At 72.6% G+C, this 15572-nt stretch carries 9 protein-coding genes; 4 read left to right on the top strand and 5 right to left on the bottom strand.

Annotated elements, in window-relative coordinates:
• Position 1 precedes the first annotated feature (1 nt).
• From nirB to cobA, 4 genes are all read left to right on the top strand, one after another.
• Positions 2-2455 carry a nitrite reductase large subunit NirB gene (gene nirB / locus JR065_RS11615; RefSeq protein ID WP_206234350.1) on the top strand — a complete coding sequence of 818 codons (2454 nt, stop codon included), beginning with the start codon at positions 2-4 and terminating at the stop codon, positions 2453-2455.
• A 3-nt stretch (positions 2456-2458) separates the two neighbouring features.
• Entirely contained in the window at positions 2459-2821 is a 363-nt protein-coding gene (nirD, locus tag JR065_RS11610; RefSeq protein WP_206234349.1) for a nitrite reductase small subunit NirD, read from the top strand.
• The gene (locus tag JR065_RS11605; protein ID WP_206234348.1) at positions 2821-5613 is read left to right on the top strand and encodes a nitrate reductase; all 2793 of its coding nucleotides are present in this window, start codon (positions 2821-2823) and stop codon (positions 5611-5613) included. Before nirD ends, JR065_RS11605 begins: the two co-directional genes overlap by 1 nt.
• A 94-nt stretch (positions 5614-5707) precedes the next feature.
• Positions 5708-6445, top strand: coding sequence for a uroporphyrinogen-III C-methyltransferase (gene cobA / locus JR065_RS11600; protein WP_206234410.1), 738 nt, complete (start codon positions 5708-5710; stop codon positions 6443-6445).
• 219 nt (positions 6446-6664) lie between these two features.
• Here the strand turns inward: cobA and glgX are convergent, their stop codons facing one another.
• The 5 genes from glgX to treZ all read right to left on the bottom strand — a co-directional run bounded on the left by glgX (position 6665) and on the right by treZ (position 15572).
• On the bottom strand, positions 6665-8833 hold the full coding sequence (gene glgX, locus JR065_RS11595) for a glycogen debranching protein GlgX (protein ID WP_206234347.1): 2169 nt from the start codon (positions 8831-8833) through the stop codon (positions 6665-6667).
• A 15-nt stretch (positions 8834-8848) separates the two neighbouring features.
• Positions 8849-9028: a DUF2934 domain-containing protein gene (locus JR065_RS11590; RefSeq protein WP_206234345.1), complete on the bottom strand. Its 180-nt coding sequence runs from the start codon at positions 9026-9028 to the stop codon at positions 8849-8851.
• 12 nt (positions 9029-9040) lie between these two features.
• Complete coding sequence (treY, locus tag JR065_RS11585; protein WP_206234344.1) at positions 9041-11662, bottom strand: malto-oligosyltrehalose synthase; 2622 nt, start codon at positions 11660-11662, stop codon at positions 9041-9043.
• Positions 11659-13617: a 4-alpha-glucanotransferase gene (gene malQ / locus JR065_RS11580; RefSeq protein WP_206234343.1), complete on the bottom strand. Its 1959-nt coding sequence runs from the start codon at positions 13615-13617 to the stop codon at positions 11659-11661. The genes treY and malQ overlap by 4 nt, the downstream gene beginning before the upstream one ends.
• A 161-nt stretch (positions 13618-13778) precedes the next feature.
• Positions 13779-15572 carry a malto-oligosyltrehalose trehalohydrolase gene (gene treZ / locus JR065_RS11575; protein WP_206234342.1) on the bottom strand — a complete coding sequence of 598 codons (1794 nt, stop codon included), beginning with the start codon at positions 15570-15572 and terminating at the stop codon, positions 13779-13781.

Genomic DNA, 15572 nt, shown 5'->3' with positions numbered 1-15572 from the left:
AATGAAGAAGCCAAGACTGGTGGTGGTGGGCAACGGCATGGCCGGCATCCGCACCGTGGAAGAACTGCTCAAGCTGGTGCCGGAGATGTACGACATCACCGTGTTCGGCGCCGAGCCGCATCCGAACTACAACCGCATCCTGCTCTCGCCGGTGCTGGCCGGCGAGCAGCGGTTCGACGACATCGTGCTCAACCCGCTGTCCTGGTACGCCGAGCACGGCATCCGCCTGCACCTGGGCAAGGAAGTCGTGCGCATCGACCGCGTGCAGCGCAAGGTGATCGCCGCCGACGGTACCGAGGCAGAGTACGACCGCCTGCTGCTGGCCACCGGTTCGCTGCCGATCGTGCTGCCGGTGCCGGGCAAGGACCTCAAGGGCGTGATCGGCTATCGCGACATGCACGACACGCAGACGATGATCGACACCGCTACGCGCAAGCGCCATGCGGTGGTGATCGGCGGCGGCCTGCTCGGGCTGGAGGCGGCCAACGGGCTGAAGCTGCGCGGCATGCAGGTCACCGTGGTGCACCTGGCCGGCTGGCTGCTGGAACGCCAGCTCGACCCGGTGGCCGGGCAGCTGCTGCAGCGCTCGCTCAGCGAACGCGGCCTGGATTTCCGCCTCAACACCTCCACCACCGAGCTGATCGGCAACGCCGACGGCGAGGTGGTGGCGGTGAAGTTCTCCGACGGCAGCGAGGTACCGGCCGACCTGGTGGTGATGGCCGCCGGCATCCGCCCCAACATCGCCCTGGCGCAGGCCTCGGGCATCCACTGCACGCGCGGCATCGTGGTCAACGACACGCTGCAGACCTTCGACCCGCGCGTGTACGCGGTCGGCGAATGCGCCAGCCATCGCGGCATCGCCTACGGCCTGGTCGCGCCGCTGTTCGAACAGGCCAAGATCTGCGCCAACCACCTGGCCAGCTACGGCATCGGCATCTACCGCGGCTCGGTCGCCTCGACCAAGCTCAAGGTCACCGGCATCGACCTGTTCTCCGCCGGCGACTTCATGGGCGGCGACGGCAGCGAGGAGATCGTGCTGTCCGACCCGGCCGGCGGCGTGTACAAGAAGCTGGTGCTCAAGGACGACAAGCTGGTCGGCGCGTGCCTGTACGGCGACACCGGCGACGGCGGCTGGTATTTCCAGCTGCTCAAGGACGGCAGCGCGATCGGCGAGCGCCGCGAGCGGCTGATGTTCGGCGAAAGCGCGCTCGGCGACGCCGGCACCGCCGGCCAGGACCGCGCCAGCGCGATGCGCGACAGCGACGAGGTGTGCGGCTGCAACGGCGTGTGCAAGGGCACCATCGTCAAGGCGATCAACGCGCAGGGCCTGTTCACCGTCGACGAGGTCAAGAAGCAGACCAAGGCCGCCAGTTCCTGCGGCTCGTGCACCGGCCTGGTCGAGCAGATCCTGATGAACTGCCTGGGCTCCAACTTCCAGCCCAGCGCCAAGACCAAGGCGGTGTGCGGCTGCACCGACCACAGCCACGGCGAGGTGCGCCAGGCGATCCGCGAGCTGAAGCTGCTCAGCCACGCGGCGGTGTACGCGCAGCTGCAGTGGCGCAGCCCCAACGGCTGCGCCACCTGCCGCCCGGCGATCAACTACTACCTGCTGTCGAGCTGGCCGCGCGAGGCGGTGGACGATCCGCAGTCGCGCTTCATCAACGAGCGCGCGCACGCCAACATCCAGAAGGACGGCACCTTCTCGGTGATCCCGCAGATGAAGGGCGGCGTCACCAACGCCTCGGAACTGCGCCGCATCGCCGACGTGGCCGACAAGTACGCGGTGCCGATGGTCAAGGTCACCGGCGGCCAGCGCATCGACCTGCTCGGCATCCGCAAGGAGGACCTGGTCGGGGTGTGGAAGGACCTGGGCATGAACTCCGGCCACGCCTACGGCAAGTCGATCCGCACGGTGAAGACCTGCGTGGGCAGCGAGTTCTGCCGCTTCGGCACCCAGAACAGCACGCAGATGGGCATCGACCTGGAAACCATGCTGGCCAACATGTGGAGCCCGCACAAGGTGAAGCTGGCGGTGTCCGGCTGCCCGCGCAATTGCGCCGAGTCCGGGATCAAGGACGTGGGCATCATCGCGGTGGAATCGGGCTGGGAGATCCACATCGGCGGCAACGGCGGCATGAAGACCGAGGTAGCCAAGTTCCTGGTCAAGGTGCGCAGCGCCGAGGAGGTGAAGGAATACACCGGCGCATTCCTGCAGCTGTACCGCGAAGAGGCGTACTACCTGGACCGCACCGTGCACTACATCGAGCGCGTGGGCATGGACTACATCCGCCAGCGCGTGATCGACGACGCCGACAACCGCCGCGCGCTGTACGAGCGCCTGCTGTACGCGCTGGAAGGCCTGCCCGATCCGTGGGCCGAGCGCATCGCCGGGGCCAGGCAGCGCGAGTACCAGCCGCTGCGCGTGGCCGCGCCGCTGACCCTGGTGGAGGGCTGAACCATGAGCGTAGCGCCCGACTGGATCGCCCCGGCCTGGATCACCCAGGACTGGATCCGCATCTGCCGGCTCGACGAAATCCCGGCGCTCGGCGCGCGCGTGCTGGAACTGGACGGCAGCGCCCCGATCGCCGTGTTCCGCACCGCCGGCGACCGCGTGTTCGCGCTGGTCGACCGCTGCCCGCACAAGGGCGGGCCGCTGTCGCAAGGCATCGTCGCCGGCGACAGCGTCACCTGCCCGCTGCACAACTGGAACATCGCCCTGGACAGCGGCCAGGCCTGCGCGCCGGACGTGGGCTGCGCGCGGCGCTTTCCGGTGCGGGTGGACGACGGCGAGGTCTGGCTGTCGTTGCCGGGCGCCGGCTGATGGACGGCGCGCGTTTCGCCACGCCGGCCGAGACAGAGCCGACGGCGCCGCGGCGCGCGGTGACGCGCTCGACCTGCTGCTACTGCGGGGTCGGCTGCGGCGTGCTGATCCACACCGAGCACGCCGCCGACGGCGCGGCGCGCATCGTCGGCATCGAAGGCGACCCCGAGCACCCGGCCAACCACGGCCGCCTGTGCACCAAGGGCCGCACCCTGCCGCAGACCGCGCGCAGCCTGCAGGGGCGCGCGCTGCAGCCGGAACTGCGCCAGCAGCGCGATGCGCCGCGGCGCGCGGTGGACTGGGCGGTGGCGCTGGACAGCGTGGCCGAGCGCCTGGCCGGCATCGTCGAGCGGCACGGGCCCGACGCGGTGGCGTTCTACCTGTCCGGGCAGTTGCTGACCGAGGACTACTACGTCTTCAACAAGCTGGCCAAGGGCCTGATCGGCACCAACAACATCGACACCAATTCGCGCCTGTGCATGTCCAGCGCGGTCAGCGGCTACAAGCTCGCGCTCGGCGCCGACGGCCCGCCCACCTGCTACGAGGACTTGGAGCTGGCCCGTACCGTGCTGCTGGCCGGCAGCAACATGGCCTATGCGCATCCGGTGCTGTTCCGCCGGCTCGAGGAGGCGCGCGCGCGCGATCCGGACGTGCGCTGGATCGTGGTCGACCCGCGCCGCACCGATACCGCGGCGATGGCCGACCTGCACCTGCAGATCCAGCCGGGCACCGACGTGGCCTTGTTCAACGGCATGCTGCACCACCTGATCTGGGAAGACCGCATCGACCGCGGGTTCATCGCCGCGCACACCGCCGGCTTCGCCGAACTGCGGCGCACGCTGCGCGAATACACCCCGGCGATGGCCGCCGACCTCTGCGGCATTGCGGTCGCCGACCTGGTGCAGGCGGCCGAATGGTTCGGGCGCGAGCTGCCGGCGCTGTCGCTGTACTGCATGGGCCTGAACCAGTCCGCGCACGGCACCGACAAGAACCTGGCGCTGATCCACCTGCACCTGGCCACCGCGCAGATCGGCAAGCCCGGCGCCGGCCCGTTCTCGCTGACCGGGCAGCCCAACGCGATGGGCGGGCGCGAGGTCGGCGGCATGGCGACGACGCTCGCCGCGCACCGCGAGATCGGCAGCGACGCCGACCGCGCGGAACTGGAGCGGCTGTGGGCGTTGCCGGCCAACCACCTGTCGGCGCGGCCGGGCCTGCCGGCGGTGGCGCTGTTCGACGCGCTGCGCAGCGGCCGGGTCAAGGCAGTGTGGATCGCCTGCACCAACCCGGCGCATTCGATGCCCGACATCGAGCGCGTGCGCGAGGCGCTGCGCCACGCCGAGCTGGTGATCGTGCAGGAAGCCTTCGCCAACACCGACACGGTGCCGTTCGCCGACGTGCTGCTGCCGGCGGCCAGCTGGGGCGAGAAGGACGGCACGGTGACCAATTCCGAGCGCCGCATCTCGCGCGTGCGCCAGGCGCTGCCGGCGCCGGGCGCGGCCAAGCCGGACTGGTGGATCGCCAACGAGGTGGCCAGGCGCCTGGAGGCGCGCCTGGGCGCGCCCGGCGCCGACACGCGCTTCGCGTTCGCCGACACCGCGGCGGTGTTCGACGAGCACCGCGGGTTGACCGTCGGCCGCGACCTGGACATCGGCGGGCTCGACTACGCGCGGCTGGACGCGCAGGGCCCGCAGCAATGGCCGTTGCCCGCCGGCGCCGCGCACGGCACCGCGCGGCGCTATGCCGACGGCGTGTTCGCCACCGCCGACGGCCGCGCGCGGTTCCATCCCACCGCGTACAAGCCGGTCGCCGAACCGACCTCGGCGCGCTTCCCGCTGCGCCTGCTCAGCGGGCGCCTGCGGGACCAGTGGCATGGCATGTCGCGCAGCGGGCGCGTGCCGGGGCTGTTCGCGCACAGCCCGGAGCCGGGCCTGCGCATGCATCCGCACGATGCCGCGCGCCGCGGCCTGGTCGCCGGCGAACTGGTCCGGGTCAGCAGCAAGCGCGGCGAACTGGTGCTGCCGCTGGAACTGTCGGACGAGATGAGTTCGGGTACGGTGTTCGCGGCGATGCACTGGAGCGCGCAGTTCCTGTCCAGCGGCGGCATCAACGAGGTCAGCCACCCGGCGGTGGACGCGCATTCGCAGCAGCCCGAGCTCAAGCACGCCGCGGTGCGGGTGGAGAAGGCCGAATTCGGCTGGCACCTGCTGCTGGCGCGGCGCGGCGACGTGCTCGCGCTGCAGGCCGCCGCGCAGCCGTGGCTGAAGGAATTCGGCTTCGCCGCGCTGGGCCTGTACGCCGAAGCGGGCGCCGACGACGCCACCGCGTGGCTGGTATTGCGCGCGGCGGCGCTGCAGGCGCCGGACAACGCGCGCCTGGACGCGCTGGCCGCGGCGCTGGCGCTGGACGCCGGCGCCGACACCCTGGAATACCGCGACGCGCGCCGCGGCCTGCTCAAGCGCGTGGCCTGGCGCGGCGATGCGGCCGCCAGCCATCTCGACGGCCTGCTGCTGGCCGGCGCGCGCCGCGACGCGGCGGGCGAGGCGCTGCTCGATACCGCATTGGCCGGCGCGCCGTGGCACGGCCCGCGGCTGGCGGTGTTCGCCCACGCCGGCGGCGGCGCGCGCGATCCGCTGGTGTGCCACTGCAAGCAGGTGCGCGAGTCGGCGATCCGTGCCGAGGCCGCGCGCGGCGCCGATGCCGGCGAGGTCGGCGCGCGATTGGGCTGCGGCAGCGTCTGCGGTTCGTGCCTGCCGCAGGTGCGGCGCCTGTGCGCCACGGCCGCGCGCGCATGAACGCGGCCGCCGCTTCCACGTTGTTCCTTCTTCCTGTGCGGAGTCTGCGATGAACCCTGCAAACGTATCCGGCGTACGCCGCCCCGGCGGCGAGGTGGTGCTGCTGTCGGCCGGGCCGGGCGACCTGGAACTGCTGACGCTCAAGGCGGTCAAGGCGCTGGCCGCGGCGCAGGTGCTGCTGCTCGACGACCTGGTCAATCCGCAGATCGTGCAGTTCGCGCCGCACGCGCGGGTGATCCGCGTCGGCAAGCGCGGCGGCTGCCGCTCCACGCCGCAGGCCTTCATCTGCCGGCTGATGCGGCGTTACGCCTGGCAGGGCGCCAAGGTGGTGCGGGCGAAAGGCGGCGATGCGCTGCTGTTCGGCCGCGCCGGCGAGGAGATCGCGTTCCTGCGCGACTCGGGCGTGGAGGTGCGCATCGTCAACGGGGTCAGCGCCGGGTTCGCCGCGGCCGCGGGGCTGGGCATGTCGCTGACCCATCGCGAGCACTGCCACGGCATCACCTTCGTCACCGCGCACACCCAGGACCACGGCGAGCCGGACTGGGCGGCGCTGTGCGCCACCCGCACCACGCTGGCGATCTACATGGGCATGGGCCGGGTCGCCTCGCTGGCCGCCGGCCTGCTGCGGCATCTGCCCGGCGACACGCCGGCGGCGGTGGTGCAGTCGGCGAGCCTGCCGCAGCAGGCGCAGCTGCTGACCACGCTCGACCGCCTGGCGGCCGATGTGGACGGCCTGAGCGCTGGCGCGCCGGGCGTGATCCTGGTCGGCGGCGCGGTGGGCCTGGCGCAGGTGCAGGCCGTACAGATGCATGCGATGCATGCGACTGCATGATTCTTTGCTTGTGTGGGAGCGACTTCAGTTGCGACAGGCTCTACCGGTAACGCCGTCGCGACTGAAGTCGCTCCCACAGGGAATGGCAGTACACAGCTCCCTGCAATACCGCGCCGGAAAATTGCCCGTCCCTGTAGGAGCGGCTTCAGCCGCGACGAACGAAGCCGTACCTCGCGCGCCGGCGCCCGGCGGGTGCCGACGCGCAAGGCGACAGGCCGCTCATCCTGCGCCGGTCGCGCCCGCGTTCTGGTGATGGGACGCGGCGACCTTGCTGTCGCGTTCGGCCGCGAGCAGGGTCAGCGAACGGCCGATGCCGTGCCATTGCGTGCCGCCCGGCAGGCCGTGCTCGCCTTCGCGCTCGGCGGTGTCGATCAGCACGCGCCAGTGCTCGCCCTCGACCAGCGGCAGGTGGAAGTCCACGTCCTCCTCGGCGCCGTTGATGATCATCAGCAAGGTGACGTTGGAGGCGGCCTGGCGCAGGCCGCTGGACGGCGCGCGGCCGTCCAGGCGCATCATCAGCGCGCGCGCGTGCGGGTCGTGCCACGCGCTCTCGGTCATCTCCTCGCCGGTCGGCGACAGCCAGCTCACGTCCTTGATGCCCAGCTCCTCGTCGTAGACGCCGTCGAAGAAGCGCGCGCGGTGCAGCAGCGGGTAGTGCGCGCGCAGGTGGGTCAGGCGCGAGACGAACCGGGTCAGGTTCTGCGCGCGTTCGTCGCTGTCCCAGTTCAGCCAGGTCAGCTCGTTGTCCTGGCAGTAGGTGTTGTTGTTGCCGTTCTTGCTGCGCCCGAACTCGTCGCCGGCCAGCAGCATCGGCGTGCCCTGCGACAGCAGCAGCGTGGCCAGCAGGTTGCGCATCTGCCGCAGGCGCAGCGCGTTGATTGCCGGGTCGTCGGTCTCGCCTTCCACGCCGTAGTTGGCCGAGATGTTGTTGTCCGAGCCGTCGCGGTTGTCCTCGCCGTTGGCCTCGTTGTGCTTGTGCTCGTAGCTGACCAGGTCGTGCAGGGTGAAGCCGTCGTGCGCGGTGATGAAGTTGACCGAGGCGCTGGGACGGCGGCCGCGGTGGTTGAACACGTCGGCCGAGCCGGTCAGGCGCGTGGCCAGCTCCGCCAGCTGGCCTTCGTCGCCGCGCCAGAACGCGCGCACGTTGTCGCGGAACTTGTCGTTCCATTCCGACCAGCCCGGCGGGAAGCCGCCGACCTGGTAGCCGCCCGGGCCCACGTCCCACGGCTCGGCGATCAGCTTGACCTGGCTCAGCAGCGGGTCCTGGCGGCAGGCGTCGAGGAAGCCGCCCTTGGGATCGAAGCCGTGGTGCTCGCGGCCGAGAATCGTGGCCAGGTCGAAGCGGAAGCCGTCCACGTGCATCTCCGAGACCCAGTAACGCAGCGAGTCGTTGACCATGCGCAGCGCGCCGGCATTGGTCAGGTCGAACGTATTACCGGTGCCGGTGTCGTTGATGTAGAAGCGGCGGTCCTGCGCCAGGCGGTAGTAGCTGGCGTTGTCGATGCCCTTGAACGACAGCGTCGGGCCTAGCTCGTTGCCTTCGGCGGTGTGGTTGTAGACCACGTCCAGGATCACCTCCAGCCCGGCGTGGTGCAGCCGCGCCACCATCTGCTTGAACTCGGCCACGGTGCGCGAGGCCATGTAGCGCGGGTGCGGGGCGAAGAAGCCGATGGTGTTGTAGCCCCAGTAGTTGCGCAGGCCCTGCTTGAGCAGGTATTCGTCGTCGATGAAGGCGTGCACCGGCAGCAGCTCCACCGCGGTCATGCCGAGCCGCTTGATGTGCTCCACCACCTCGTCCACCTTGAGCCCGGAGAACGTGCCGCGCCAGGCCTCGGGCACGGCCGGGTGGCGCATCGTGGTGCCGCGCACGTTGGCCTCGTAGATCACCGTCTGGTCCCACGGGGTCTGCAGGCGCTGGTCCTTGCCCCAGGTGAAGGCCTGGTCGATCACCGCGCACTTGGGCATGTAGGCGGCGCTGTCGCGGCGGTCGAAGCTCAGGTCCGCATCCTTGTGGTCGATGGTGTAGCCGAACAGCGCCGGCGCCCATTTCAGCTCGCCGACCAGCTGCTTGGCGTACGGATCGAGCAGCAGCTTGTTGGGATTGAAGCGGTGCCCGGCATCGGGTGCGTACGGCCCGTGCACGCGGTAGCCGTACAGCTGGCCCGGGCGCGCGTCGGGCAGGTAGCCGTGCCAGACCTCGTCGGTGTATTCGGGCAGCGCGATGCGTTCGATCTCGCGGCCGCGCTCGTCGAACAGGCACAGTTCGACCTTGGTGGCGTTGGCCGAGTACAGCGCGAAGTTGACGCCCAGGCCGTCCCAGGTGGAGCCCAGCGGGAACGGACGCCCTTCGCGGATGCGGGAGCGGCGGGTGAGTTTACGGAGGGCCATGCGGGGTCCTTGGTGCTAGGGGGCGCCGTCGCCGGCGTCGGGGGAGGGGTCCTGCTGCGCGGCGCGCGCCTCGGCATCGACCAGGCGCTCGGCCATGGCCCAGTGCCTGGCCGACTGGCCGTCGGGCCGGCCTTCGGCCTCCCAGATCTCGTGTGCGAGTTGCTCGATGCGTTGCGTGCGTGTGGCGGCGTCCATGGAAAGCGTCGGTCAGGAGAACGTGGCCAGCACGGCCACCGGGAAATCGGCGAGCAGGTCGCGCAACGGCAGCGGCGCCGAGGTCGCGACGGGTTGCCCGCTCAACACGTTGCGGTACTGTGCCGCGGGCAATGTCAGCGCAGTGTCTTCCCAGTCCACCAGCGCGCTCAGCGGCGTCGCCGGGTCCGGCGCCTGCAGCGCGCCGGCCAGGCGCGGCACCACCACCAGCAGCGATTGCCCGTCGTGTTCGCGGACGAAGCCCAGCACCTGCTGCGCGCGCGCGCCGCTGGCCGACAGCGGCCGGTAATCGCCGTGCGCGAACAGCGCCGGGTGCGCGCCGCGCAGCTGCAGCAGCTGCGCGATCAGCCAGGCCTTGAGCTGGCCGCTGCGCCACTGCCGCAGCAATGCGTCTGGCGGCGTGTCGTCGTGCCGCCAGGTTTCGCGCAGCGCGTAGTCCACCGGCCGGCGGTTGTCCGGGTCGACCAGCGACAGGTCCCAGCCCTCGCTGCCCTGGTACAGGTCGGGCACGCCGGGCACGGTCAGCCGCAGCGTGGTCTGCGCCAGGCCGTTGAGCGCGCCGGACGGGGCCAGCGCGGCGGCGGCCTGCGCCAGCGCCGCGCGCAGCGGCGCCCCGGCCGCGTCCAGCAGCGCGGCGTCCAGCAACGCGCGCGCGCTGCGTTCGTAGGCTTCGTCCGGCCAGGTCCAGTAGGTGCGCAGCTTGGCTTCGCGCGCGGCCTTCAGCTGCCAGGCGGCGATGCGTTCGGCGTAGTCGCGCAGCCCGGCGGCGTCGTCGGCCGACAGCTCCAGCGGCCAGGCCGCCACCAGCATCTGCCACAGCATCAGCACGTCGCCCGGCAACGGCGCCGCGCCGCCGGCCGGCAGCAGGTCGGCCGACAGCGCCTGGAAGCGCGCGACCTGCTGCGTCCACCACTGCGCGTGCGCGCTGAGCGCGGCCAGGCGCATGCGCAGGTCCTCGCCACGCTTGTGGTCGTGGGTGGCGGTGGCCAGCAGCGCGCGCGGATGGCGCTGCGCGCGCGCGGCGTTGGCGGCATGGAAGTCGGCCGGCGACAGCGCGAACACGTCCGGGTCGCTGCCGACCTCGTTGCGCGACAGCAGCACGCCGTGGCGATAGAACGCGGTGTCTTCCACCGACTTGGCGTTGAGCGGCGCCGACAGCTGCTCGATGCGCCGGCGCACGATGCGCCGCAGCGCCACCTGCGCCTTGCCGACGCCGCGGCCGTCGCGGCTCCAGCGCTCGATCGCGTCGATCGCCGCGCGCACGCGCGGCTCGGCGCCCTCGCGCGCGCGCTGCGCGGCCTGCGCCAGGCGCGTGGCGTCGGCATCGTCCAGGCCATCGGCGCCGGCATAGGTGCGGTACACCGGGAACTGCCGCAGCAGCGCGGCCAGGCCGCGCGCCAGCATCTGCGGACTGAACTCGCGGGTCGGCGGGTCCAGGTGCGCGGCGGCCGACAGCGCCTGCACCGCGCGCACGAACTCGGTCTGCAGCGAGCCCTGCAGGATCTCGTCGCGCGCGGCGCGCTGTTCCTGGCCGAAGTCGCCGCTGCGGCCCGTGTGCTCGCGCCACAGCGCGGTCAGCGGCGCGGCGCCGGCCGGATCGTGCAGCACGCCGGCGACCTGGTCCATGAACTCGTAGCCGGTGCTGCCGTCGCACGGCCAGTCCTCGCGCAGGATCTCGTCCGGGGCCAGGATCTTCTCCACGTACAGCGCGATGCCGCCGGCCGCCACGCCGCGCCGGCGGCCGGCGCGGTCGAGCTGGACGCGCAGGCGCTGCACGTAGGCGGTGGGATCGGCGAGGCCGTCGACATGGTCCACGCGCAGCCCGTCGACATGGCCTTCGGCGACCAGCCGCAGCGGCAGCGCATGCACCGCGGCGAACACGTCGTTCTGCTCCACGCGCAACGCCACCAGCGAGGTGATGTCGAAGAAGCGGCGGTAGTTGAGCATGTCGTTGCCGACCTGCCACCACGCCAGCCGGTAGCACTGGCGTTCCAGCAGCCGGTGCAGGCCGTCGTCGCCGAGCCGCGCCGCCTCGTTCAGGCGCGCGGCCCACGCCTGCCGCGTCGGCAGCGGATCGTGGGCGATCGCCCCTTCCAGGCGGATCGGGAACGGCTGGTCGTGATGCAGCAGCCGCACCTCGCCGCTGTCGTCCACCTGCAGTTGCAGCGCGCCTTCGCCCAGCGCCTGCGCGTAGGGACGGTCCAGCACCGGCAGCCACAGCTTGCCGTCGCGGCCGGGCGCGCGCCAGTCGATGTCGAACCAGCCGGCATGGCGGCTGCGGCGGCCGTGCTTGAGCACGTCCCACCACCACGGATTGGCCGCGTGCGCGGCCATGTGGTTGGGCACGATGTCCAGCACCAGGCCCATGCCATGCGCGCGCGCGCGCGCGGACAGGTGCAGCAGGGCCGGTTCGCCGCCGAGCTCGGGATTGACCTCGCGCGGGTCGGTGACGTCGTAGCCGTGGGTGGAACCGGGCGTGGCGGTGCCGATCGGCGACAGGTACAGGTGGCTGATGCCCAGGCCGGCGTAGTAGGGCACCTGCGCGGCGGCGTCGAGCAGGGTGAAGCCGGCATGCAGTTGCAGGCGGGCGGTGGCGCGCAGCGCGGGGGTGCTCATCGGGCGGTTCCTGGGAGGGCGGACGCGGCGTCGCGGCGGGCCTGGGCGAACGCGTCCAGATGCGCGGCCAGCGTCGCCTCGGGCAGCGGCTGCGGCAGGCGCCGGCGCCAGTTCGGATGGCTGTCGACGGTGCCGGGCAGGTTCGGCTGCTGCTCCAGGCCCAGCGCGTCCTCGGCCGGCAGCAGCGCCAGCGGCGACGGGGTGGCGGCGACGAAGCGCAGCGCGTCCCGTTCGGCGGCGTCGTCGCCGGCGGCCGGACCCGGCAGTGCGGCGGCGACGGCCTGGTCCATGCGCGCCACGTCGGCGCGGCGCGCGCGGTGGTCGGCCTGCTGCTGCGCGGCGTCGGACAGTGCCAGGCGCCTGCGCCAGTCGATGTCCTCGCCGCGCCGCCAGCCGCACAGCGTGGGCAGGTCGTGGGTGGTGGTGGTGGCGATGGCGTCGTCGCGCCACTGCGCCGGCGGCAGGAACGCGCCGTCGGCATCGCGGGTGAACAGCAGCACGTCGATGCCCATCACCCCGCGCTGCGACAGTTCGGCGCGGATGCCGTCGGGCACCACGCCCAGGTCCTCGCCGATCACGATCGCGCGCTGCCGCCACGATTCCAGCGCCAGCAGCCGCAGCAGGTCGTGCAGCGGGTAGCGCAGGTACACGCCGTCGGCGGACGCGGCGCCGCGCGGGATCACCCACAGCCGCAGCAGGCCGAGGATGTGGTCGATGCGCACGCCGCCGCGGTCGCGCATCACCGCGCGCAGCAGCTCGATGAACGGCGCGTAGCCGCTGGCGCGCAGCCCGGTCGGCGAATAGCCGCCGATGCCCCAGGCCTGGCCGTCGGCGTTGAACGCGTCCGGCGGCGCGCCCAGTTCCAGGCCGCGAAGTACCGCCTCCGGCCACGCCGCCGCCTCGGCGCCGTTGGGGTCGAAGCCCACCGCCAGGTCGGCGATCAGTCCGATGCCCATGCCGGCCTCGCGCGCCTGCCGCTGCACGCCGGCCCAGCTGCGCGCGGCCAGCCATTGCGCGAACGTGTGCAGGTCGGCGTCGCCGTCGCCGAAATCGCGCGCGGCGAACGCGGCGTACTGGCGCAGCGCGTCGCCGCGTTCGCGCTGGAAGGCGGCGAAATCGGCATGCAGCGCGGCATCGGTCTGGGTGAAGTCGGCGTGCAACTGGCGCAGCCAGCGCCACTTGGCCGCGGACGAGGCCGGCCAGTCGATCAGCGTGCGCGCGTGCGCCTCGGCGAAGGCCTGCTCCAGCCCGGCCGCGCGCAGCGCACGCAGCGCGGCGTCGGCGCCGAGCACGCGCGCCGGCGCGGCCTGCAGCGGATCCAGAAAGCGGCGGTCGCCGGGCGAGTAGGGGCTGTAGTGGTCGCCGATCGGGCGCGCCGCGTGCACCGGACTCAACGCGATCGCATCGCCGCCGGCCGCGCCGATGCGCTCGGCCCACGCGGCCACGCCGGCGGCATCGCCGATGCCGGCATCGTGTTCGGCGCCGGCCGAATACACCTGCAGCGACAGCCCCCAGCGCCGCGGCCGCGCCTGGCCTACCGCGTCGGCGACGCGGAAGCAGCGCGCAGGCGCCACCGCCAGCGTGGTGCGGCTGTCGCCGTGCTCCAGGGTCCAGTAGCCGGGCGTGTCGATCGCCGCGACCCGGCCCTGCGCATCGAAGCGTCCGTCGCGGCTGTCGCCGCGTTCGTCGCTGAGCCGGTAGCGCGCGCCCGCGGCGCCGCCGGCATCGATCGGCGCGCCGACATCGGCGCCCAGCAGCGGCGGCGCGGCGGCATCGGCCTGCAGCCGCCGCAGGCTGTCGCGGCACGACGCGTCGCTGTCCGCGTCCAGGCCGAGCGCGCCGAGCACGTGGCGCAGCGTCGGCGCCTCGACCGTGCGCGGGGTGTCCGACGCGTCGATCCAGTCGGTCAGGAGGCCGGCCGCGGAGGCCAGGGCATGCAGAGGGGTGTCGGTCATGGCGATGTGCGGAATGCGGCCGAATGGGAGGAAGGGAAACGCGGCGCGGCAGCGGCGCGGCGCCGATGCGCCGACGCCGCGCGCTGGCGCGGTACAGGGATCACCTTGCCGGGTGCGGCGTCGCGACGGCGTCGCGATGCCGCTCCGCGATGCGGCCCGGGTTATGCCGCGGCGCCGGCCAGGTAGCGCGCGACGAAGCCGTTCGGCGGCAGCTGCGCCGGATCGTCGCCGGCGTTCTCCGCATGCACGGTGTCGCCGGGCAGGTCCAGCGGCACCGGCTCGGCGCCGAAGTTCGCGGCGACATGCCAGTGGCCGCCGTCCAGCGCCCACGCCGCGGCCACCGCGCCGGGCCCGATCACCCGCGCGCCGGCCGAGCGCGCCTGCGCCAGGCCCGGCATCAGCCGCTCGCGGCGCAGCGCCATCAATGCGGCGAACCAGTCGCGCCAGCGCGCGCCGTCGCCGTGCGCGGCCTCGCCGATGTCGGCGATCGACGCCTCGAAGGTGGCCAGCGCGTTCGGATCGGGGATCGTCGCGCGCTGCTGCGGATCGGCGAACGCGGCGAAGTGCGCGAACTCGCGCCGCCGGCCTTCGCGCACCGCCTCGTCCAGCGGCGCGGCGAAATCGGTGAAGAACAGGAACGGCGTGCGGCTGCCCCACGGCTCGCCCATGAAGAACAGCGGGATCATCGGGGTCAGTGCGGTCAGCGCCAGCGCCGCGCGCAACGCCGGCTCGCCGACCAGCGCGCTGAGCCGTTCGCCGCGCGCGCGGTTGCCGATCTGGTCGTGGTTCTGCGCGAAGATCACGAACTTGTCCGGCGGCAGCGCCGCGCTCGGCTCGCCGCGGCGGTGCCCGCGGTGGTCGGCCTGGCCCTGGTAGGCGAAGCCTTCGCCGAGCACGCGCGCCAGGTGTTGCGCCGGCGCGTCGGCGAACCCGGCGTAGTAGCCTTCGTGCTCGCCGGTCAACAGCACGTGCAGGCTGTTGTGGAAGTCGTCGTTCCACTGCGCGCTGTAGCCGCGCGCCAGCACGCCGGCCTGGTTGGCCTCGTTCTCCAGCACCAGGTGCACGTGGCGCCCCGGCGGAACGCTGGCCGTGATCGCCTCGCGCAGCGTGTCCAGGAACGCGTTGGGCACGATCGCGTGCACCGCGTCCAGGCGCAGGCCGTCGAAGCGGTACTCGTGCAGCCACATCAGCGCGTTGTCGATGAAGTAGCGCTGCACCGGTCCGAGCCGGAAGTCGATCGCCGCGCCCCACGGGGTCGGCGCATCCTCGCGGAAGAACGCCGAGGCGTACTGGCCCAGGTAGTTGCCGTCCGGGCCGAAGTGGTTGTAGACCACGTCCAGGAACACGCTCAGGCCCAGCCCGTGCGCCTCGTCGATCAGCGCCTTCAACTCGTCCGGATGGCCGTAGGCCGATGCGGCGGCGTAGGGCAGCACGCCGTCGTAGCCCCAGTTGCGGCGCCCGGGGAACTCCGACAGCGGCATCAGCTCGATCGCGGTCACGCCCATCGCCGCCAGCGCCGGCAACTGCTCGCGCACGCCGGCATAGCCGCCGCAGGCGCCGACGTGCAGTTCGTAGAACACCGTCTCGGCCCATGGCCGCCCCTGCCAGCCCTCGTGCCGCCATGCATGGCCGTCGGTGGCGAGCACCGCGCTGGACCCGTGCACGCCGTCGGGCTGCCAGCGCGACGCCGGATCGGGCAGCGGATGGCCGCCGTCGATCGCGTAGCGGTAGCGCGTGCCGGGCGCGCAGGCCAGGGTCTGCGCGAAATAGCCGTCGCCGGTGGCGGGCAGTGCGTGGCGCGCGCCGTCGTCGAACACCAGTTCCACGCGCGCGGCGTCCGGCGCCCACAGCGCGAACGTCACCTGGCCGTCGTCGCTCGGCCACGCCCCCGGGCGCCAGGCAGCACGCGGCCCTCCCGGCGTCCCATTTCCGGTTCCCTGTCCTGCGTTTTCCAT

Origin of the sequence: Xanthomonas sp. (genome assembly GCF_017163755.1) — a bacterium.
Lineage (GTDB): Bacteria > Pseudomonadota > Gammaproteobacteria > Xanthomonadales > Xanthomonadaceae > Xanthomonas_A.
This window is presented reverse-complemented; position numbering and strand designations above follow the sequence as displayed.

What these genes read in the sequence shown, in the direction of transcription:
- JR065_RS11605 (WP_206234348.1), top strand. Translation starts at nt 2,821, where the DNA reads ATGGACGGCGCGCGTTTCGCCACGCCGGCCGAGACAGAGCCGACGGCG.
- nirB (WP_206234350.1), top strand. Translation starts at nt 2, where the DNA reads ATGAAGAAGCCAAGACTGGTGGTGGTGGGCAACGGCATGGCCGGCATC.
- treZ (WP_206234342.1), bottom strand. Translation starts at nt 15,572, where the DNA reads ATGGAAAACGCAGGACAGGGAACCGGAAATGGGACGCCGGGAGGGCCG.
- malQ (WP_206234343.1), bottom strand. Translation starts at nt 13,617, where the DNA reads ATGACCGACACCCCTCTGCATGCCCTGGCCTCCGCGGCCGGCCTCCTG.
- treY (WP_206234344.1), bottom strand. Translation starts at nt 11,662, where the DNA reads ATGAGCACCCCCGCGCTGCGCGCCACCGCCCGCCTGCAACTGCATGCC.
- glgX (WP_206234347.1), bottom strand. Translation starts at nt 8,833, where the DNA reads ATGGCCCTCCGTAAACTCACCCGCCGCTCCCGCATCCGCGAAGGGCGT.
- JR065_RS11590 (WP_206234345.1), bottom strand. Translation starts at nt 9,028, where the DNA reads ATGGACGCCGCCACACGCACGCAACGCATCGAGCAACTCGCACACGAG.
- nirD (WP_206234349.1), top strand. Translation starts at nt 2,459, where the DNA reads ATGAGCGTAGCGCCCGACTGGATCGCCCCGGCCTGGATCACCCAGGAC.